The sequence below is a fragment of the Neisseria dumasiana genome (assembly GCF_022870885.1).
GTDB lineage: Bacteria > Pseudomonadota > Gammaproteobacteria > Burkholderiales > Neisseriaceae > Neisseria > Neisseria dumasiana.
Genome location: NZ_CP091509.1, coordinates 2,092,410 through 2,112,991 on the forward strand (window position 1 = coordinate 2,092,410; position 20,582 = coordinate 2,112,991).

At 44.5% G+C, this 20,582-nt stretch carries 18 protein-coding genes and 1 tRNA gene; 3 read left to right on the forward strand and 16 right to left on the reverse strand.

The window, feature by feature from the left end:
* Positions 1 to 54: 54 nt before the first annotated feature.
* The 12 genes from LVJ88_RS09785 to LVJ88_RS09840 form a co-directional block, all read right to left on the reverse strand.
* The gene (locus tag LVJ88_RS09785) at positions 55 to 2,205 is read right to left on the reverse strand and encodes a type I secretion system permease/ATPase (RefSeq protein ID WP_054600171.1); all 2,151 of its coding nucleotides are present in this window, start codon (positions 2,203 to 2,205) and stop codon (positions 55 to 57) included.
* Between the two features lie 40 nt (positions 2,206 to 2,245).
* Positions 2,246 to 3,451 carry a TolC family protein gene (locus LVJ88_RS09790; RefSeq protein ID WP_096777375.1) on the reverse strand — a complete coding sequence of 402 codons (1,206 nt, stop codon included), beginning with the start codon at positions 3,449 to 3,451 and terminating at the stop codon, positions 2,246 to 2,248.
* 582 nt (positions 3,452 to 4,033) lie between these two features.
* Entirely contained in the window at positions 4,034 to 4,936 is a 903-nt protein-coding gene (rbsK, locus tag LVJ88_RS09795; protein ID WP_085417792.1) for a ribokinase, read from the reverse strand.
* A 221-nt stretch (positions 4,937 to 5,157) separates the two neighbouring features.
* The gene (locus tag LVJ88_RS09800; protein WP_085355937.1) at positions 5,158 to 5,415 is read right to left on the reverse strand and encodes a GNAT family N-acetyltransferase; all 258 of its coding nucleotides are present in this window, start codon (positions 5,413 to 5,415) and stop codon (positions 5,158 to 5,160) included.
* Positions 5,416 to 5,704: 289 nt separating this feature from the next.
* Positions 5,705 to 5,917, reverse strand: a complete 213-nt coding sequence (locus LVJ88_RS09805; protein ID WP_085417839.1) for a hypothetical protein — start codon at positions 5,915 to 5,917, stop codon at positions 5,705 to 5,707.
* 438 nt (positions 5,918 to 6,355) lie between these two features.
* Positions 6,356 to 8,146 (reverse strand): 2-isopropylmalate synthase, encoded by a 1,791-nt coding sequence (locus tag LVJ88_RS09810; RefSeq protein ID WP_085355936.1) that lies wholly within the window; start codon positions 8,144 to 8,146, stop codon positions 6,356 to 6,358.
* A 336-nt stretch (positions 8,147 to 8,482) separates the two neighbouring features.
* Complete coding sequence (locus LVJ88_RS09815; protein WP_054599971.1) at positions 8,483 to 9,319, reverse strand: crotonase/enoyl-CoA hydratase family protein; 837 nt, start codon at positions 9,317 to 9,319, stop codon at positions 8,483 to 8,485.
* A 440-nt stretch (positions 9,320 to 9,759) separates the two neighbouring features.
* On the reverse strand, positions 9,760 to 10,116 hold the full coding sequence (rplT, locus tag LVJ88_RS09820) for a 50S ribosomal protein L20 (protein ID WP_054599972.1): 357 nt from the start codon (positions 10,114 to 10,116) through the stop codon (positions 9,760 to 9,762).
* 12 nt (positions 10,117 to 10,128) lie between these two features.
* The gene (gene rpmI / locus LVJ88_RS09825) at positions 10,129 to 10,326 is read right to left on the reverse strand and encodes a 50S ribosomal protein L35 (protein ID WP_004284178.1); all 198 of its coding nucleotides are present in this window, start codon (positions 10,324 to 10,326) and stop codon (positions 10,129 to 10,131) included.
* Between the two features lie 152 nt (positions 10,327 to 10,478).
* Positions 10,479 to 11,000: a translation initiation factor IF-3 gene (gene infC, locus LVJ88_RS09830; RefSeq protein ID WP_082403024.1), complete on the reverse strand. Its 522-nt coding sequence runs from the start codon at positions 10,998 to 11,000 to the stop codon at positions 10,479 to 10,481.
* 165 nt (positions 11,001 to 11,165) lie between these two features.
* Positions 11,166 to 13,070 carry a threonine--tRNA ligase gene (thrS, locus tag LVJ88_RS09835; protein WP_085417793.1) on the reverse strand — a complete coding sequence of 635 codons (1,905 nt, stop codon included), beginning with the start codon at positions 13,068 to 13,070 and terminating at the stop codon, positions 11,166 to 11,168.
* A gap of 86 nt (positions 13,071 to 13,156) precedes the next feature.
* A tRNA-Val gene (locus LVJ88_RS09840) sits at positions 13,157 to 13,233 on the reverse strand.
* Between the two features lie 269 nt (positions 13,234 to 13,502).
* On the opposite strand from LVJ88_RS09840, the gene grxB reads away from it, so the two are divergent.
* A complete protein-coding gene (gene grxB, locus LVJ88_RS09845; RefSeq protein WP_085417794.1) occupies positions 13,503 to 14,150 on the forward strand; it encodes a glutaredoxin 2 in 648 nt (215 codons plus the stop codon).
* Positions 14,151 to 14,222: 72 nt separating this feature from the next.
* On the opposite strand, the gene ccoP is transcribed toward grxB, so the two are convergent.
* The 4 genes from ccoP to ccoN are packed head-to-tail and all read right to left on the reverse strand — an operon-like array spanning position 14,223 to position 17,866.
* The gene (gene ccoP / locus LVJ88_RS09850; RefSeq protein WP_085417795.1) at positions 14,223 to 15,587 is read right to left on the reverse strand and encodes a cytochrome-c oxidase, cbb3-type subunit III; all 1,365 of its coding nucleotides are present in this window, start codon (positions 15,585 to 15,587) and stop codon (positions 14,223 to 14,225) included.
* A gap of 30 nt (positions 15,588 to 15,617) precedes the next feature.
* Entirely contained in the window at positions 15,618 to 15,785 is a 168-nt protein-coding gene (locus tag LVJ88_RS09855; protein ID WP_054599976.1) for a cbb3-type cytochrome oxidase subunit 3, read from the reverse strand.
* A gap of 4 nt (positions 15,786 to 15,789) precedes the next feature.
* A complete protein-coding gene (gene ccoO, locus LVJ88_RS09860) occupies positions 15,790 to 16,401 on the reverse strand; it encodes a cytochrome-c oxidase, cbb3-type subunit II (protein WP_054599977.1) in 612 nt (203 codons plus the stop codon).
* Positions 16,402 to 16,429: 28 nt separating this feature from the next.
* On the reverse strand, positions 16,430 to 17,866 hold the full coding sequence (ccoN, locus tag LVJ88_RS09865) for a cytochrome-c oxidase, cbb3-type subunit I (protein ID WP_172392862.1): 1,437 nt from the start codon (positions 17,864 to 17,866) through the stop codon (positions 16,430 to 16,432).
* 322 nt (positions 17,867 to 18,188) lie between these two features.
* Between ccoN and LVJ88_RS09870 the strand changes: the two genes are divergently transcribed.
* Together LVJ88_RS09870 and LVJ88_RS09875 are read left to right on the forward strand one after the other, a co-directional pair.
* The gene (locus LVJ88_RS09870; protein ID WP_085417796.1) at positions 18,189 to 19,940 is read left to right on the forward strand and encodes a M61 family metallopeptidase; all 1,752 of its coding nucleotides are present in this window, start codon (positions 18,189 to 18,191) and stop codon (positions 19,938 to 19,940) included.
* 97 nt (positions 19,941 to 20,037) lie between these two features.
* Positions 20,038 to 20,475: a protein tyrosine phosphatase family protein gene (locus LVJ88_RS09875; RefSeq protein ID WP_085417797.1), complete on the forward strand. Its 438-nt coding sequence runs from the start codon at positions 20,038 to 20,040 to the stop codon at positions 20,473 to 20,475.
* The last annotated feature ends 107 nt before the right edge of the window (positions 20,476 to 20,582 follow it).

Sequence of the window (20,582 nt, forward strand, 5' to 3'; positions counted from 1 at the left end):
AAAAACACAGAGCCGGCATTATTTATCATGTTTTTATCGCATCAGATGCATTGCTTATGCGGCAGACTCAATCTGTTTTTCAGGTTTGTTTTCGCTTTGCATCAATTTTTGCAATACCAGATCACGCGGGCCGTCCATAACGATTTTGCCGTTATCCATCACAATAATCCGGTTAACAATCTGCAGCACTTGAGGACGATGGGTTACTACGATCATGGTACGGTCTTTCGCCCACTGCGCAACCGCATTCAAGGCCATGCGTTCAGTAGCCTGATCCAAACCCGTGGTAGGCTCATCCAACAATACCACTTTGGGATTTCTCAACGTCATTCGGGCCAATGCGATAATCTGCTTTTGACCTCCCGACAAACCCAAGCCGTCTTCGCCCAAAGGCATATCCAAACCTCGGGGATGGCTGCGGATAATGCGGTCCAAACCAAAGCGTTTCAAAGCAATCAATAAATCTTGGTCGGTCGAATAACCGTCTGTTCTGGCTAAATCCATATTTTCGCGCAGCGTACCTAAAAACAGGCGCGGAGATTGGCTTAACAAAACAACCTGATTACGCAGAAAATTCGGGTCAAGTTGGCGCATATCGACACCGTCCAGCATAACACTGCCTTTTTCAGTGTCATACAAACCGCTGGCCAATTTCAGCATCGTGCTCTTGCCGCTGCCGATACGGCCGAGAATACCTACTTTCTCACCCGGTCGGATATTAACGCGCAAATCAGTTACCGCAGCATTACCTTCCTGCTGATATTTGAACGAAACATTTTCAAAGGTAATGTTGCCCTGCACATGATCCAAAGTAATGTACTGACGCTCAGGGCTGCGCTCAATCGGACGCTCGACAATATTATTTACACCCTCCAAAGCAAGCTTCGCCTGCTGGAAGCGTGTAGCCAAACCCGCAATCTGCGCCAAAGGAGCCAATGCACGGCCGGATAAAATAACCGATGCGATCAAAGCACCCATTGTGATCCGCTCCGCCGGATTATCGGCATGTATCAGATAAGTACCCAACAAAACCAAAAATACCGTATTGAGCTGCTGCATACCGGTAGCAAAGTTAATCATAAAGTTGCTGGTATCTTTTACCTTAATGGATGAAGCAGATGTTTTTGCCGTATATTCGTCCCAACGCTGTTGCGCCCAAGATGTGGCATTGTTGGTTTTCAGGGTTTCAATACCTTCTATTGCCTCTACGGCCAAACCGGAACGTTGTGAAGATTCTTTCATCGACTCGTTGATGTGTCGCGAAAGAGGACGCTGAACCAGCAACCCGACAATAACCACAATCGGAATAATGGTTAACGGAACCAATGCCAGTTTTCCGCCTACAATCCCGATAACGGTAATAAACAGCAATAAAAACGGCAAATCCACCAGCGTCAGCAAACTTGCACTCGTCATAAACTCACGCACGGATTCAAACTCACGCAAGTTATTGGCATAAGAGCCTGCTGAAGCGGGGCGGTCGGCCAAACGCAATGCCATAACACGTCTGAATAAAGCAGAACTGATAATTAAATCTGCTTTTTTACCTGCAATATCAGTCAAATGCCCGCGAATCATTTTGGCTGCAAACTCAAATGTAATGGCCAGTATCACGCCTATACTCAGCACCCACAATGTTTCATAAGCTTGGTTCGGAATAACCCGGTCATATACGTTCATAACGTACAGCGAGCTGACCAAGGCTAAGAAGTTAATGATGAATGTCGCCAAAATAACCTGATAGTAATAACTTCTAAAACGCCAAATCACTTTCCAAAACCACGATTTCGGCAAGTGATATTCCGGCAGGTCTGAGCGCACGTCTGAAACCATTTTAGGCTTGATGAACCAACAATAGCCTAAATAAAGAATGGCAAGCTGATCATGATCCAACACTTGAGCGAGCCCGTCTGATTGGCGGACATGGTATTTTCTGTTTTTCCCGGCACCTTCAATTTGGGTAATTACGGCAGCCTCTTCATTGTGAAGAATCAGCACCACGGGAACGGCCAAAGAAGGTATTTCTTCCAAACCGCGCTTGGAAAGTGTATTTTCAAATCCATGACTTCTCAAAACTTCAGAAAGGGAATGAAAATTCACATTCAGTTTTTTATCCCGCACAACTTCTGCAGAAAGCGCCGCTTCAGAAACAGGCACGCCCAACAGGCGGGTAGCCAAAGCAATGTGTTCGATAATAGATTTCATGGTAATGTTTTCACATAAATGATTTATTGAATTTTATAATTTAACGATTTACACCCGCCCAATTGGCAACTTGCGATTGAGAAACCAAATATTCCAAAGCTGCATCTCTGAAATCGTTACGGGCATTCACATTTTCCTGTTCGATATTTGCCAACTCGTTATACGCACCTAAAACGTCCGTCAACGTGCGGCGCGCTATTTTGAATTGCAATTCGTACGATTTCACCACTTCTTTTTGGGCAATGATATGCTGGGCCGTGATATCGGCTCTTTGCTGGCTTTGTGCCATATCAATCTCTGCCGTTCGGGCTTTTTCTGTTACTTCCCTTAAAATCTGTTCGGATTTGGAATCTGCCGCAATTAACGCTTGCGCATTTTTTTCGACATTATGTCTGGAAGCCATATCCAAAACATTCCAAGAAAGGTTCAGATAAAGTTCTTTAGTGTCTTGCGTTGCCATCCCTTCAAGATTAATGGCGGGCAAACGGGCCGCTTTAGATACGTCTAATTCGGCTTTCACACTTTCCCGTTCAGCTTGCTGGGCCAGATAGGAGGGATTAAGCGTTTTTTCTTGATTACTGTATTTTCCGACCAATGTTACTGCAGAATCGCCGGCAAACGGGTCTTTTAAGTCTTTGGGAGATATTGGCTTGGAGGTATACTTTGCCAACCGGCTCAATGCTATCTCCATTGTTCTTTGCAGGTGGGACATGGCCGTCTGAACCTGCAACTGTCGGGAACGCGCCTCAACCAATTCGGATCTGCGCCCCCCATCATATTGAACGATGATACTTAGATCTTTTAGAAGATGATTATGCCGGTTTAAACTTTGACGGCTGACATCCAAAGATTCTTTGGCACGCAAGGCAGTTAGATATAACTTGCCTATCTCGCTGCCAAGCTGTTCCTGTGTTTCAAAAAATTTGTGGCCATAATAAATTTCTTTATTTTTATCGCGCCTTACTGCTGCTTGTATGCCGCCCCAAGAATAAATATTGAGCGAACCTCTGACACCCAGCCCGCTGTCTCTGTCATTGCTGCTGTATTTATGTTTTTGTTTGATCATTTGGGTTCCCGTAAGCGCCAAAACGGGATAATGGCCTGCACGGGTAGCTTTGGTTATGCTTTGGGCTGCGCGCTCATTAGCCTTCGCCTCTAATAAAGCAGGGTCGGCCACTAATGATTTCTGCAAAATATTTTTGAGCCCTTGAGCCGAAGCAGGCTGCAAGCCTAAAAATATTAACATTGGAATAACCGATAATATTTTCAGTTTGCGGGGCAAGGGTAGCGAAGACTTATTATTTTTCATTTTTCAAATCATCGTAATATCTGAGCATTTACTTTATCTGTCCAAGTAAATAAAATTATTCCAATTTCGGAATTAATACTAACTTTGTTAGCATAACACCATATTTAACATTTCTCAGCAACTGTAAGATAAAAGGTAGGTAAAGTACACTAAAAGTACACACTATACGAAATAGTAATCAAATTTACAGTTATTCGAATTCAAGCATGCCAAATCTGTAAAACTTCTCCCTTCTTACTGCCTATACCGCCCCTCCGCCCATCACCACATACCGCATACAAATAAATTCACCCATACCCCAAAAGCAATTTAGGCTGTGCTTTTGTGGGATTATGCAGATAACAATTTAACGAGGGTGAAACGAATCTTAGCTTTCCTGTTAAAAACAATGGTTCAACGATTGGGCTGTATATGCAAAATACTCTAAAGGCCGATAGAGGCCGTCTGAATGTTTTTCAGACGGCCTCTATCGATTTTATTAACATTCCAATGCTTTATGCGTAGCCATGTGACACTTACTTACTGTTGCGCGGCGAGAAAAGCATCTAATTGCTCGGCAGTGGGCATCCCGCTTTGCGCTCCGGCTTTGGTTACAGATAAAGCTGCGGCAGCATTGGCTTTGCGTGTGGCTTCCGCCATGCCCAAATGATAAAAGACGGCAAAGGCACCGTTAAAGGTGTCTCCCGCTCCGGTTGTATCGACGGGGGAAACTTTAAAACTGGGCTGTGTATGCAGCGTACCGTTTTCATCATTATAAAGTACACCTTCACTGCCACGGGTCATCAGCACAGGCACGCCTGCCTGCTTAATCAGGTCTTCGACAGGTGTGTTTTCCGGAAGGCCGAGACTGATGGCCAATTCGTAAGCATTGGGAGTAAGCAGCGTAACCAACTCAAGCAATTCGGCCGGTAGCTTTTGTGCAGGTGCGGGGTTGAGAACAAATGGTTTGTTATGCTTACGGGCAAGCTTGGCCGCGGTAATCACGCAATCCATGGGTATTTCCAGCTGGCCGAGAATGATGTCCGCATCGGCAATACTGGCTTCACAGGCTTCGATGTCGGCCGGAGTTATGCCGAAATTCGCACCTGAAACCACTATGATATGGTTATCGCCCTCTGCCACAGTGATATTGGCCATACCGGTAGGCTGGTCGGACAATGTTTGAATGTGGTCGGTACAAATACCCTCTTTCGCAAGATGGATAAGTGCTTCGCGGCCGAAACCATCATCACCTACGGCACCGATCATGCACACCTCTGCCCCCAACCTTGCAGCTGCAACAGCCTGGTTCGCACCTTTACCGCCCATAAAGCGGTTAAACGATGTGCCCAGCAGGGTTTCTCCGGGATTGGGGAAACGGGGCGAGCCGGTAACCAAATCGATATTGATGCTGCCGATAACAGTAATTTTGGGTGTTTGCATGGTATTTCCTTTATGGTTTTACATGATATGGCAAATATCGAAAATAAACTTAATCCGATGCATCGTTGCCACTCCGTTTCCACAGGAGTCATGACCAAAGCATTCAAGCGGCACCGAAAATTGATTTTCTGCACGAATATGATTGCAGCCTGCAAACTTCCGTTGCGTATTTGTAAGTAAGTTTATTTATTTGCCGTAGGCAGATTAATTAGGGAATACAGTTATCTATGCTGCGTGGCGAGAACCGAAGCGGCATAATCGCAGGAAGCCGTAAGGCGGATATTGTGTTTTGCCGCTTCCGCCATAGCTTCTTCTACTAAAATGCGGGCCAGCCCCTGACCGCGGTAAGCAGGAGAGATTACCGTATGGGTAATATTCCACAGGCCGTCTGAAACATCGTATTTCAGATGGCCTGCTTCTTCTGAATCTTTCGATAAAATAAAAGTATTTTGCTCAGGCAGGTGTGTAACTATGTTCATGGTAACTCCTTATGATGCAGCTTTGTTGTGCCGCCGGAGGCTTTGCTCAAAATTCATGTTTATTTCTTAAACAGCACTTAGATAAGCGGTTAACACGAAAAGGCGTTAAAGCAGCCTATTACGGACATTTCTGTGTAAGTATAATTTTTGCCAGATATATCGCCGGCTAGTGTTGCCACACCTTAGTTTAAAAATCGCCGTGATGTAAGGCTTTCAGGCGGCAACCATCATAGGCAAGATGGCGTTTAAAAGCAAATTTTATAAAACATGCTGCGGCGCAAACAGCAAACTATTTTTTAATCAATGCCATCACTCGTTTCCAATGCTTCAACAAGCAGACATTGATGTAGTATGAGACCTTTGCCCTCGTATGTGGATGCAGTTCAAGGCGTAGCAGTACAGCGGGTGCAGACATATCATATAGACAGGCAAACGAGCGGGCAGCACACAACGCAGAAATGCGCCTTAGATGGTGATTTTGCGAAGATCTCAGTATGGTCATACCTTGGCTAGAAAAGAGCAATCCTATTATCCGCGAAATACCGACAAGACCACTACCGTGCGCCAAGAGCATTTGGCTTCGTTTTAAAACTTTATGCCGTCTGAAAAGGGTTTTTGAGCAACAAATAACTTGCTCAGAAACGACAGGAGGGCATAGTTAAACCACTTACTCAATAAATGCTTCTTCATGCTCGGGCTTAACCCGATTAGCCCAAAACAGTTTGAAACTGAAGATACTGAACTCTAGCCTGAGTATGACGTATGTAATTGTTCTTCAATTCATTGGCCTGTCTGTCGGCAACAGCTTCAATATAATAATGATTCGCTTAAAATAAAAATAGTTCACTTCCGATACTCCGGTTTCCCCGAGTTGAGAAGTGAACTATTTTTAGAACACCGGCTTGAAAAGCAACATTTATTCAGCGCAACAAGCCTGCTGTTAAATATCGCCTTGAGCCTTCATTTTTTCGGCACCGAACTCCAATCTGCTTAAGGCAGAAAGATAGGCTTTGGCAGTAGCCACCAACACATCGGTATCCGCGCCCTGACCGTTTACAATACGGTTTCCACGGGTCAGGCGCACTGCCGTTTCGCCCTGACTTTCCGTTCCTTCAGTTACGGCATTTACTGAATACAATAATAATGTCGCCCCGCTTTGAACCACACTTTCAATGGCTTTGAAAATAGCATCAACGGGCCCTGATCCGGTGGCCGAAGCCTTGTGTTCCACACCGTTTGCCGTAAATACCACTTCGGCTACAGGCTGCTCTCCGGTTTCGGTAGTAATTTTTTGCGAAACCAATTTGTAATTGTCATGCGACAAATTTACCATTTCGTCAGATACCAAAGCATGCAAATCTTCGTCGAAAATTTCACGTTTCTTATCAGCCAATTCTTTAAAACGGGCAAATGCAGCATTCAAGGCTTCTTCGCTACCCAACTCGATTCCCAATTCAGACAATTTCGTCTTAAAAGCATTACGGCCGGAAAGCTTGCCCAAAGTTAACCGGTTGGTTGCCCACCCTACCGACTCTGCCGACATAATTTCGTAAGTTTCGCGGTGTTTCAGCACACCGTCTTGATGAATGCCCGATTCATGGGCAAACGCGTTGGCACCTACAACCGCCTTGTTTGGCTGTACCGGATAACCCGTAACCGTAGATACTAATTTTGACGCGGAAACAATTTGAGTCGTGTCTATACCTGTTTCTAAACCGAACACATCATGGCGCACTTTCAAAGCCATAACGATTTCTTCAATCGCCGCATTACCGGCACGCTCGCCCAATCCGTTCACAGTACATTCCACTTGGCGTGCTCCGCCGCGCAAAGCAGCCAAAGAGTTTGCCACAGCCAAACCCAAATCGTTATGGCAGTGAGCCGACCAAATTACTTTGTCGCTATTAGGGGTTTTGGCAATTAGTTCACGGAAAAACGCTTCTGTGCGGTGAGGGATCGAATATCCTACGGTATCAGGAATATTGATGGTAGTTGCGCCCGCCTCAATAACCGCCCCGCAAATTTCCGCCAGAAAATCAACTTCGGAGCGCAAAGCATCTTCACATGAAAATTCCACATCATCGGTATATTCTTTGGCAATTTTTACCGCTTTGACAGCCGCTTCAATCACCTGCTTCGGCTTCATCTTCAACTTATGCTCCATATGAATGGGGCTGGTAGCGATAAATGTATGGATACGGCGTTTTTGCGCAGGTTGAATTGCTTCTCCGGCTGCACGGATATCACGTTCCACAGCACGGGCAAGCGAGCAAACTGTTGCACGGCTGAGAGATTTGGCAATTTCATTGACTGCTTCGAAATCCCCCGGGCTCGCGGCCGCAAAACCTGCCTCAATCACGTCGACACCCAATCTTTCCAGTTGGCGGGCAATACGGATTTTCTCCTCTTTAGTCATGGCTGCGCCCGGTGATTGCTCACCATCACGCAATGTCGTGTCAAAAATAATAACGCGGTTGTTATTTTGTGGCATGGTTTGCTTCTCCAATGAAGTTTGTTGTTTTAAAAAGGCATTTAAATCCAAAGGCCGACCTTGCGATTCGGCCAATGCTGTCAGCTTTTGCAGCTGAGCCAAAGGAAGCGAACCACGGATGCGCCATTTATAAATAGCTGCAGTGCTCGCTGCATTTTCGGGGTCGCGTTCTCTCAATGCTTCGGCGAGCGCATTCACGCCGCCGAAGTAAGCGATTAAACGGTCAATGTCTAATTGCATAGCAAACCTTGTCTAATAGAATTTTTTTGTTAACAGCATGGTGCGGATTATACACAAATAAGACAAAGTGGCAATAAAATATTTTTAAAAACTAATAAAATAAATTTTATAATTTATAATTATACATTATGTCCAAATCTTTATTATGATGCTAACCATTGATCAGCGAATTATCTTTGCTCTGCAAGTACCGACACATGCAAAAGCCGTCTGAAAATTTCTTTCAGACGGCCGTTTTTTAATCCATCAAAGCTATAGCTCATCAACACTTGCAATACAAGGCAGGTAAATACAAGCGGCAATATTCCTTTTTCTTCAATACATCTTGCAACATCATTAATTTTTAACCTTAACAAACTTATTGGCTTGTCGATGCAACAAATGTGACATCACGTGCAAATCACGCTCAGTCAATTTCAACGCAGCATCTACCCAAATCGTTGTAATATCTATCAGCTCTTTATACGAAACAGGATTACAATAATCTTTCACTTTTCGCATAGCCCGATAACTGTTGGGTGTCTTCTCAACTTTTTCCATATACTGCAACACTGCATCACGTCCGCAACCTTTTTCGGTCAAAATATCTACCACTCCCATTTCAAAAAGCTGCTCGGCAGTATAGATTTTACCGCTCATAATAATTTCTTCAGCCATCCCCGCTCCGACTTTGCGCAACAACATCGAATACGCCCCCATACCCGGGAAAAGGTTAAACATCACTTCCGGCAGACCCATACGGGAACCTTTTTCTGCCACCAAAACATTACCCGCCAAAGCACCCTCAAAACCGCCGCCCAAGGCGTCGCCCGCAACACAATTAATCGTAGTTAACTCTTCACACCCCAAATGAGTCATAACTGCATAAAGAACGTCAATACAATCTGTTGCATAAGCCATTAATGTATCACGATCTCTATTTCTAATTGCCTGAGAAAACAGCTGTAAATCTCCGCCAAGGTTATACACTCCTGTTATAGCAGAAGTTCCTACAATATATCGGTATTTATCTCCGTTCCGTTTCATTTCTGCGCGCACATCGTCAAAATATGCCAGCAAACTTTTTAATAATGTTGACGTAAAACACGGCAAAGGCTTGGCTGCCATTTCAACCCAGTCTGCTTTATATTTTTCATCATATGTTACACACATATGCTGATAGCGATTATTCAACTTAAACCCTTTCTATCCAACACCAGCTATTATAGGCAATCAACTTATTTTTAATACAAAGCAATAAGCCGCTCACAGTATAAGTCGCACGGAACTGATTCCATTACCGCTTTAATGGCTTATACAATCGTTCTACTTGGGCCAAGGCGCAGGAGTGCCGCAATAAAAATTAAGTTGATGCCATATTGCATATAAATTTATTGTTACAGCATGAATACGCGCAGCTCAAAATCAATTTTATGGTTCGATAAATACATTCCACCCAAGCCAAGATGTATCAACCTATTTAGCGGAGTAAATTTATTTGCTATATAGATATACTGATGATGACTCTGCGATAAGAAAAGTTCCCTGATCGATTTTTGTTCAACATAAAGGCAGAAAAACAAAATAAAAAAAGGAAACCGAAGTTTCCTTTTTTAAATTTTAGCAAGCAAATATTAAGCTAAAGCTGCTTTGGCTTTTTCTACCAAACCTGCAAAAGCTGCTTTATCGAATACAGCCAAATCTGCTAATACTTTACGGTCAATCTCAATAGCAGCACGTTTCAAGCCGTTCATGAATTTGCTGTAAGACAAACCGTTTTCGCGGGCACCGGCATTAATGCGAACAATCCACAGTTGGCGGAATTGACGTTTGCGTTGACGACGGTCACGATAAGCGTATTGACCGGCTTTCATTACTGCCTGTTTGGCAACACGATAGACGTTTTTACGACGACCACGATAGCCTTTGGCTAATGCTATTACTTTTTTGTGACGGGCACGTGCGGTAACACCGCGTTTTACGCGTGGCATATTTCAAACTCCTTAAGCGTAGGGTAACATTTTAGCAACAGAAGCCAAATCGCGCTCATTTACCATAGAGGTACCACGCAATTGACGTTTGTTTTTAGTGGTTTTTTTGGTCAGAATGTGACGCTTAAACGCATGAGCGCGCTTCACTCCGCCGTTACCCAGTACTTTAAAGCGTTTTTTAGCGCCCGACTTGGTTTTCATTTTAGGCATGGGAAAACTACTCCATATTATTTATTAGATAAGGCATAAGGGGTTTTAAAACTGTATTTTAAAAACTTGAGACCCAGATACCACGGTTTTTGCCGCAAAAATCAATAATCTTACCCCCGTGCGGCAACGGGAGTAAGCTTTGAATTATAGCTTTATTTCTTTTTAGGCGCAATCATCATAACCATTTGACGCCCTTCCATTTTTGGAAACTGCTCAACGGTTCCGACTTCCGCCAATTCTTCTTTTACCCGCTCCAGCAGTTGTGCCCCCAATTGTTGGTGAGCCATTTCGCGACCACGGAAACGCAAGGTAACTTTTACCTTATCACCATCTGCCAAGAAGCGGTTGATATTGCGCATCTTGATTTGGTAGTCTCCTTCATCGGTACCCGGTCGGAATTTGATTTCTTTAATTTGTACCTGCTTTTGGTTTTTCTTGGCTTCATCGCGCTTTTTGGCTTGTTGGTATTTATATTTACCAAAATCCATAAGCTTACATACAGGAGGCTTTGCGGTTGGTGAAATTTCTACCAAATCCACGTCCTGTTCCTCCGCCATAGATAAGGCTTCTTTCAAAGAAACCACACCAAGCTGCTCGCCTGAGCCACTGATTAAGCGCACTTCTTTAGCGGTAATTTCGCCATTAATTCGTGCTTCGCGTTCTTGTGCGATGATACTTCTCCTATTAAAAGGTTGATTCAGAAATGTGTTGTTTTAACTAAAATAACACATGATGATTTTAAAATTTCGTGGTTTTCAGACGGCACTACTGAATATTACTCTGTTCATAATTTAATGTTGAAAACCACTGTATGTTCAATGTTATCCCAAAACAGCGATTTAAAATTCTGCTTTCAGCTCTTCCTGTAAACGTGCTACAAACTCTTCAATCTGCATACTACCGAGATCTTCGGCCTTACGGCGTACTGCGACTTTACCGTTTTCTTTTTCATTCTCTCCGACTACGATTTGATAAGGATAGCGGTATTGACTATTGTCGCGGATTTTGTAACCGATTTTTTCATTACGCAAATCAAGCTCTGCACGGAATCCAGCTTCACGCAATTTTTCTACCACTTCACGACAGTAATCGGCTTGTTTTTCTGTGATGTTCATTACCACCATTTGAACCGGCGCCAACCATAAAGGGAAGGATCCTGCATGGTTCTCGATCAAAATGCCGATAAAACGCTCCATCGATCCTAAAATGGCGCGATGCAGCATTACCGGTCTGGCACGACCATTGTCTTCGGTTACATATTCTGCGCCCAAACGTTCCGGCAATACAAAATCCAATTGAATGGTGCCGCACTGCCAAGAACGACCGATAGCATCTTTAATGTGATATTCCACTTTAGGGCCGTAGAATGCACCCTCTCCCGGCAACTCTTCCCACTCTATACCGCAAGCCATCAAAGCATCCCGCAAACCTTGCTCTGCCTTGTCCCAAATATCGTCAGAACCTGCCCGCTTTTCCGGTCGAAGGGATAATTTAACGCTAACGTTATCGAAACCGAATTGTTTATAAACTTTCATAACCAATTCGTTAAATGCTTTGGCTTCTTGGGTAATTTGCTCTTCAGTACAGAAAATGTGAGCATCATCTTGAACAAATCCACGCACCCGCATCAGACCATGTAACGCCCCCGAAGGTTCATTTCGATGACAAGACCCGAATTCAGCCAATCTCATCGGCAGGTCACGATACGACCGTAAGCCGTGATTAAAAATCTGCACATGGCCGGGACAGTTCATTGGTTTGACTGCATACTCGCGTTTTTCCGATGCGGTCAAAAACATGTTGTCTTTATAGTTTTCCCAATGTCCGGACTTTTCCCAAAATGATTTGTCCATAATTTGCGGGGTTTTTACTTCGCGATAGCCTGCTTCATCTAACTCGCGACGCATATGCTGTTCGATGATTTGCCATAAAGTCCAGCCACGAGGATGCCAAAACACCATGCCCGGCGCTTCATCTTGAAGATGGAACAAATCAAGTTGCTTGCCTAATTTACGGTGATCGCGCTTTTCGGCCTCTTCCATTCGGATAATGTAGGCTTTTAAGTCTTCTTTAGTGGCCCACGCAGTACCATAAATACGTTGCAACATTTCATTGTTGCTGTCGCCGCGCCAGTAGGCTCCCGCCAATTTGGTTAATTTGACATTCTTTAAAAAGCGGGTATTCGGCACATGCGGGCCACGGCACATATCTACATATTCTTGATGATGATACAAACCCATAGCATCGACTTCAGGCATGTCGTCAATCAGCCGCAACTTATAATCTTCTCCGCGCGCTTCAAAAGTTTTAATGGTTTCTGCCCGAGGCGTCATTACCTTTATCACATCATAATCTTGAGCAATCAGCTCCTTCATGCGCGTTTCGATTTTGGCCATATCTTCCGGCGTAAACGGCTTGTCTGTTGCTATGTCATAATAGAAACCGTCTTCAATTACCGGACCGATTACCATCTTAGCATCAGGATACAGTTGTTTAACTGCGTGACCAACCAGATGTGCGCAAGAATGGCGGATGATTTCCAATCCCTCTTCATCTTTAGGGGTGATAATTTGCACATGTGCATCTGAAGTTATTTTATCGGACGCATCCACCAGTATCCCGTTTACTTTGCCTGCCACGGTAGCTTTTGCCAAACCCGCTCCTATTGACGCAGCCACTTCGGCCACACTGACGGGTTGTTCGAACTGACGGACAGAACCGTCCGGCAAAGTAATATTGATCATCAAGATACTCCAAAACCGACAAAAGGCCTTTTCAGACGGCCTGATAAAATAATAAACAACAAACATAAGCTTGTTGTTATGCAAAATGGTAGGCATGATTGGATTCGAACCAACGACCCCCACCATGTCAAGGTGATGCTCTAACCAACTGAGCTACATGCCTGTAAAGATGTGAATTATATTGGTGTTTGCACGCTTTTACAAGTTTAGACAGTGTACGAAGGAATGTTGGGAGAAATCATCTCAACATAAATTTCTCTAAAATTTTCAATAACCGTTGATAGGGAAAATCGAGCGAGAAAACACTATAAATGCATATTAATCGTAACCACCATTGCAACTAACCCCAAACTCATTCAACACACAAATGCTGGAGCTTGTATCCGCATTAGCTATAATGTTGACACATTTATCAACAAAGGAATCAAGGTTATGAAACTCTATATTTATGATCACTGCCCTTTTTGCGTTCGTGCGCGTATGATTTTAGGCATTAAGGGAATAGATGCCGAACAAATCATTTTACAGAACGATGACGAGGACACGCCAATTGGAATGATTGGTGCAAAACAGGTGCCTATTTTGCAAAAACAAGATGGCTCATATATGGGTGAAAGTTTAGATATTGTCCGATATATCGACGGGCTATCAAATGAAGGCCGTCTGAAAGAGGAAATCAGAACAGAAATACAAACTTGGTTAGATAAAGTTAACTCATACTCATCCAAATTAATCCAGCCACGTACTGTTTTGATCGACTTGCCTGAATTTTCCACTCAAAAAGCCATAGATTATTTTGTGAATAAAAAAGAACAAAATATAGGCAGTTTTCAAAACAACTTAGAAAAAACAAATGAATATTTGCAGCAGATTCATCAAGATTTAGCTACATTGGCAGATTTAATTCAGTCTGAACAAGCTTTGAATAAGGAAATAAGCATGGAAGATATTCATGTATTTCCCATATTGAGAAATCTCACTATTGTGAAAGATATCGTATTTCCTGAAAAAGTCGAGAACTATATAAAGAATATGAGCAATTTAACAGGCATCTCTCTATATACAGAAAAAGCTGTTTAAATAAATCGCTGATGCAAAATTGCCCCCGACCTTAAGAGCGGGGGCATTTTTATTGATAAGCATTACCTATTCTTATTCGACTTTGACATCTACTCGACGACCCGAAGCATCATTACCTTTGGCGGCTGTAATATTTTCAGGTTTTCTCAACTCGATATTTTTTACATCTACGCCTTGAGCTTTCAAAAACGCTTCTACTGCCTGAGCACGCTTTTTAGATAACTCGGCATTAGCTGCCGCATTGCCGGTACTATCGGTATAGCCACTCACAACCAGTTTTTTGCCTTCTTTACCTGCTTTAATTAAGTCCGGCAGCACTTTATCTGCATTGGCTGCAATATCGCTTTTTCCGGTAGCAAAATAGAAAGTAGCAACGGCTTGTCCCGCCTGAGTATCATAAATAACCTCGGCCTTATCCTCTGCCGGAACTGCTTGAGCAGAAATATTAGGGGCAGATGCTTCTACCGGTTGCACAGCTTTGGCTTCTGCTTTTTTATCTGAAACCGGTTTTCCGCCTTTGTTAGATAACCCCCAAACATAAGCAGTCATAATATGCAGCTTATCTTTATCCAAAAAGTTATCCCATGCCGGCATTTGGTTATGGCGACCGTTGGTAATGGTTTCGATAATTGCCTTTTGGGTTCCGCCCCACAACCATACATTGTCAGTTAGATTTGGGCCCAAACCTTGCACACCTTGACCTTTATCGCCATGACAAGTAAAACAGTTGGCGGGCGCACCGTTAAACAATGCTTTACCTCGTTCGGCACGGGCTTCATCATATTGATCTTTGCCCTTAGATAAAGACATTACATAGTTTGCAACATCTTTAACCCGCTCCTCACCCAAAGCAGGACCCCAAGCAGCCATAATACCTACGCGGCCTTTCTTAAGGGTTTCTTTGATTTGCTCAGGTTCTCCACCCCACAACCAATCGTGATCCGTCAAGTTGGGAAAACCTTTGGAACCTTTTGCATCTGAACCGTGACACTGAATACAGTAAGTATCAAAAAGATTTTTGCCGATGCGTTGGGCTTGAGGATCTTTGGCCACGTCTTCAACAGGCATATTGGCGAACTTAGCATACAGCTTGCCATATTGCTCATCGGCTTTTTTAACTTCTTTTTCATACTGGTTTTGGCTTGTCCAATTCAAATAGCCTTTGTAATCACCCAAGCCGGGATACAGAAATAAGTATACAGCTCCGAAAACCCAAGTGCCTACATAAAGCCAAAACCACCAGCGCGGAAGAGGGTTGTTATATTCTTCAATGCCGTCCCACGAATGACCCATGGTTTTAACATCTTCGCCTTTTGGAGGAGCTTTAACTTTATTCTGCGAAAGTAAAAGCCAAGCCAAACCGATAAAGCTGAGTAAAACGATAACGGCAATATAAATATTCCAGAAATTACTGGTAAATTGGGAAGTTGTGTTCATTATTTGCTCCGTTGTCACGGGGTAACCGGGTTAATGCCCGCTTTTATCGTTATCAGGGGTATCGTTATCTTCCATAATGCTGTTGGCAGCATCATCGTAATTACGTTTGTTACGCTTGCTCAATACAATATAAAGAACCAATACGAAACTAATAAATACCCACACCGTAAAAAGCGAGCGAACCCAGTTTATATCCATGATGTTACCTTACATTTTTCAGTGCCAAGCCTAATCCTTGCAGATAGGCAATCACCGCATCAAGCTCTGATTTGTTTTCTAATTCTTGAGGGGCTTTTTCAATTTCTTCATCACTGTAAGGTGTTCCGACTGCACGCAGTGCTTTCATATTGCTAACAGTTGCTTCCACATTAACTTTATTACGAGCCAACCAAGGGAATGCAGGCATGTTAGATTCCGGCACAACATCACGGGGATTCAGCAAGTGGATACGGTGCCATTCATCTGAATAACGACCGCCTACACGGGCCAAATCAGGGCCGGTACGTTTTGAACCCCATTGGAACGGACGGTCATAAACCGACTCTCCACCCACGGAATAATGGCCATAACGTTCGGTTTCAGCACGGAACGGACGAATCATTTGAGAGTGGCAGTTATAACACCCTTCACGTACATAGATATCACGTCCTGCCACTTGTAGCGCAGAGTATGGTTTTACACCCTTAATCGGTTCGGTAACCGACTTGGTAAAAAACAACGGTACAATTTCGATTAAAAGTCCGAAGCTGATAACCAAGAAAGTGAATACAATCAATACTCCGACTTTTTCTTCGACTAATTGTTGCAATTTCATTTTGGTAGCCTGTCTTTCTTGTATTATTTTAGTGGTGTTGCGCTTGTGAAACGGCAGGAATTTCAGCATCAACCGCTTTGCCGCCGATAACGGTACGGTAAACGTTGTATGCCATGATCAGCATGCCGCTAAGATACAGCACACCACCGGCAAAACGGATCATATAGAAAGGCATACTGCGTTTTACAGACTCAACAAAAGAGTAAGTTAAGGTACCATCATCGTTCAATGCCCCCCACATCAGGCCTTGCATCACGCCTGAAATCCACATTGAAGAGATATACAGAACCACGCCGACGGTAGCAATCCAGAAATGCGCCTCAATCAGTTTAATGCTGTGCATTTCTTTGCGGCCGAACAAACGGGGGATCAGGTAGTAAATTGCACCAATAGTAACAAAGCCCACCCAACCTAAAGCACCCGAATGTACGTGACCTACGGTCCAATCGGTATAGTGGCTCAAGGCGTTCACTGTTTTGATAGACATCATCGGCCCTTCAAAGGTAGACATACCGTAGAAAGACAGAGAAACAACCAAAAACTTCAAGATAGGATCGGTGCGCAGTTTATGCCATGCACCTGAAAGGGTCATGATACCGTTGATCATACCGCCCCAAGAAGGTGCAAAAAGAATCAACGACAGAACCATACCCAAAGATTGGGTCCAATCGGGCAATGCAGTGTAGTGCAGATGGTGAGGGCCTGCCCACATATAGGTAAAAATCAGGGCCCAGAAGTGAACCACAGACAAACGGTAAGAATAAACCGGGCGGCCTGCTTGTTTGGGAACGAAGTAATACATCATACCCAAGAAGGCTGCCGTTAAGAAAAAGCCTACCGCGTTGTGACCGTACCACCATTGAACCATGGCATCAATCGCACCTGAATAAATCGGGTAAGACTTCATCATGCCCGAAGGAATGCTGAGGTTGTTTACGATGTGCAGCAACGCCACAGCAAGAATGAATGCACCGTAGAACCAGTTTGCAACATAGATGTGCTTGATTTTTCGGGTGGCGATGGTTCCGAAGAACACAATGCCATAGGCAACCCACACCAAGGCGATCAGGATATCGATAGGCCATTCCAACTCGGCATATTCTTTGCCTTGGGTATAGCCTAAAGGCAACGTGATTGCCGCCAGCACGATAACCAGCTGCCAACCCCAAAAGGTAAAGGCAGGCAGGAATTTGCCGCCGAACAAGCGCACGTTACAAGTACGTTGGACAACGTAATAAGATGTGGCAAACAAACCGCAGCCGCCGAAAGCGAAAATAACGGCATTGGTATGCAGCGGACGGATACGGCCGAAGTGGAACCACGATCCGATATCAGAGAGATTCAGCACAGGAGCAAACAGCTGGGCGGCTGCGATAACGCCGACCAACATACCCACAATGCCCCAAACTACAGTCATGATGGCAAATTGGCGCACCACCTTGTAGTTATAAGTTTGCGTTTCCATAAGGGTCTCCATTAAACATGGCATTTAACACTTATCGGTTTGCTCCGGCTTGCTCATACACACGCAAGATACACCCGATTTTTCTTAATTTAACACCGCCCGTATTTATCATTCATACTCAAATGCGGTTTAACCTTCACATTCTAAATCAAAACCTGTACGACACCAAGTTTAATCGGCAGAATACCGGTTTTGTGCCTGTAAATGCCGGTTGCGTTCCATCATATTTTGTTAGATTATAGATTACCTACATCATCTTTCTTGATTCAGGTCAAACACTTTCAATTAAGAAAAACAAAACTTAACAATCTAAGGCAGTCTCATGCTCCTATATACTATACGCCCGCAAACTTTGTCGCACGAATGGCAGATTTGCCTCAGCTTCGAGCAAAAAAATAACAATCCTTTACAAATCAAACTCCCAAACTGGGTTCCGGGCAGCTATCTTATCCGTGATTTCTCCCGCCACATCGTCAGCATCAAAGCTGTTTGCAACGGAACGCCCCAATCTCTGCGCCAATTGTCTAAAAACTGTTGGCAAACAGAATCTGTGAGCGGCAAGTGGGAAATCTACTACACCGTATATGGTTATGATTTATCGGTTCGCAGTTCGTTCCTTAACCAAGACCGCGGTTTTTTCGACGGTGCGTGCTTGCTGCTGAATGTTTCAGGGTTTGAACACCTGCCCCATCAAATTATTTTTAAAGATCTTCCTGATTCGTGGGATATCGCAACCTCGCTTCCGAAAATTGGTCATCACACTTTTCAGACGGCCTCTTATGCCCGGCTGATCGACCATCCTGTTGAATTGGGTTGTTTTGAAACGCTTTCGTTTGACGCCTGCGGCATTGCGCACCGTATTGTTTTGAGCGGGGTTTACCGTGATTTCGACCGTGAAAGACTGGTCGATGACGTTCGTAAGATCTGTACCGCCCAACTTAACATGTTCCCCTCCCCTGCTCCGTTTGAAGAATATCTGTTCCTGCTTCATGTGGGCGACGATCTTTACGGCGGGCTGGAGCATACCAGCAGCACGGCTTTGCTTGCCGACAGATACAGCCTTCCTTCTTTAAACATGGAGAAACCTTGCGAAAGTTATGTCCAACTGCTGGGGTTGTTCAGCCATGAATATTTCCATGCTTGGAATGTCAAATCCATCAAGCCCGAAGTATTTGCACCTTACCGTTTGGATCACGAAAACTACACCGAGCAGCTTTGGGCGTTCGAAGGCATTACTTCTTATTACGATGATTGGTTTCTGCTGCGCAGCGGCGTGATCGATTCGGAAACTTATCTGAAATTGCTGGCGGCAGGCATAACGCGTGTTCAACTGCACAAAGGCCGTCTGAAACAAACTTTGGCCCAATCCAGCTTTACCGCATGGAACAAATTTTACAAGCAGGATGAAAACAGCCCTAACGCCATCGTTAGCTATTATCAGAAAGGAGCTTTGGCCGCACTGTGTTTGGATTTGCTGATCCGCCAAAAGAGCGGCGGCACCCAAAGTCTGGACACCGTTATGCAGCACTTGTACCGCAACTGGCTCGAACACGGCAAAGGTATTCCCGAACAACAATGGCAAGTGTATTGCCAAGAGATTACCGGCATTGATCTGCAAGCTTTTTTTCAGACGGCCTTATATTCAACTCAAGACTTGCCCTTGGAAGCCTGCCTGAAATATGCCGGCATATCATTAAATTGGCGTACAGCACCACGCAGCCACGGCGGCGGCTTACTTAAAGATGCGCCCCGTGCAGACGAGCCGGCTACCGATTTCGGCGCACGCTTCAAACAAGTTTCAGACGGCATTACCCTTACCCATGTATTCAACGGCGGCAGTGCGGAACAGGCAGCACTTTGCCCTCAAGACAAAATCATTGCATTAAACGGTTTCGCCTGCACCGCTTTTGAAAAACAATGGTCTCAATTTCAGGCCGGCGAACAAATACAGATACATTACTTTAGGCAGGGCGTATTGCGCGAAACGCTGCTCACCGTAGAAAACATTGAGGCGGATACCGCATTTCTGCATATAGCAGACCCCGTACTGTTCGACCAATGGCTGAAATCATGAAGCCTTGCGCCCGATATTCAGCAACGCCCGGAGTCCATCCATATATTTTCAGACGGCCTCACCCCACAACCTGAAACCAACCTCAGAAAGGCACGACATGGCAATCCGACAACTCGCAAACCGGCTGTATGTTTCTCCGCAGTTAACCCAAACAGATATTCAGAACGCCGCCGACCTCGGCATTAAAAGCATTATCTGCAACCGCCCCGACGGTGAAGAAGACGGTCAACCCGCTTTCCAACAAATCAAACAATGGTGCGAAGCAGCAGGCATCCGGCATGTTGTTCATCAGCCGGTGGTTGCTCCGTCTATTAACCGGCAAGATGTTGACCGTTTCCAAGACTTATTGGCAGAAGCACAACAGCCCGTATTGGCTTATTGCCGCACCGGCACGCGCTGCTCTTTGCTTTGGGCTTATCATCAAGTGACCGAAGGCATGCCGGTAGCTGACGCCGTGTCGGCGGCCAAACAGGCCGGTATTGATCTGACCGCTTTTGAAACCCGCTTGAACGAAGCCGCCGCAGGTTCTATGTAAGCCTGCAAGCAAATAAAAAACGGAGTCTGAAACCGGACTCCGTTTTTCAATCATTACAGCAATCATATATTTATCTGATTCAAACTTAATAAAATTGCTCTAAAACA

Bases quoted from the DNA above. Each gene is read 5' to 3' on its own strand.
- LVJ88_RS09785 (WP_054600171.1), bottom strand. From the start codon at position 2,205: ATGAAATCTATTATCGAACACATTGCTTTGGCTACCCGCCTGTTGGGC.
- LVJ88_RS09790 (WP_096777375.1), bottom strand. From the start codon at position 3,451: ATGTTAATATTTTTAGGCTTGCAGCCTGCTTCGGCTCAAGGGCTCAAA.
- rbsK (WP_085417792.1), bottom strand. From the start codon at position 4,936: ATGCAAACACCCAAAATTACTGTTATCGGCAGCATCAATATCGATTTG.
- LVJ88_RS09800 (WP_085355937.1), bottom strand. From the start codon at position 5,415: ATGAACATAGTTACACACCTGCCTGAGCAAAATACTTTTATTTTATCG.
- LVJ88_RS09805 (WP_085417839.1), bottom strand. From the start codon at position 5,917: ATGACCATACTGAGATCTTCGCAAAATCACCATCTAAGGCGCATTTCT.
- LVJ88_RS09810 (WP_085355936.1), bottom strand. From the start codon at position 8,146: ATGCAATTAGACATTGACCGTTTAATCGCTTACTTCGGCGGCGTGAAT.
- rplT (WP_054599972.1), bottom strand. From the start codon at position 10,116: ATGCCACGCGTAAAACGCGGTGTTACCGCACGTGCCCGTCACAAAAAA.
- rpmI (WP_004284178.1), bottom strand. From the start codon at position 10,326: ATGCCTAAAATGAAAACCAAGTCGGGCGCTAAAAAACGCTTTAAAGTA.
- thrS (WP_085417793.1), bottom strand. From the start codon at position 13,070: ATGATCAATATTACTTTGCCGGACGGTTCTGTCCGTCAGTTCGAACAA.
- grxB (WP_085417794.1), top strand. From the start codon at position 13,503: ATGAAACTCTATATTTATGATCACTGCCCTTTTTGCGTTCGTGCGCGT.
- ccoP (WP_085417795.1), bottom strand. From the start codon at position 15,587: ATGAACACAACTTCCCAATTTACCAGTAATTTCTGGAATATTTATATT.
- LVJ88_RS09855 (WP_054599976.1), bottom strand. From the start codon at position 15,785: ATGGATATAAACTGGGTTCGCTCGCTTTTTACGGTGTGGGTATTTATT.
- ccoO (WP_054599977.1), bottom strand. From the start codon at position 16,401: ATGAAATTGCAACAATTAGTCGAAGAAAAAGTCGGAGTATTGATTGTA.
- ccoN (WP_172392862.1), bottom strand. From the start codon at position 17,866: ATGGAAACGCAAACTTATAACTACAAGGTGGTGCGCCAATTTGCCATC.
- LVJ88_RS09870 (WP_085417796.1), top strand. From the start codon at position 18,189: ATGCTCCTATATACTATACGCCCGCAAACTTTGTCGCACGAATGGCAG.
- LVJ88_RS09875 (WP_085417797.1), top strand. From the start codon at position 20,038: ATGGCAATCCGACAACTCGCAAACCGGCTGTATGTTTCTCCGCAGTTA.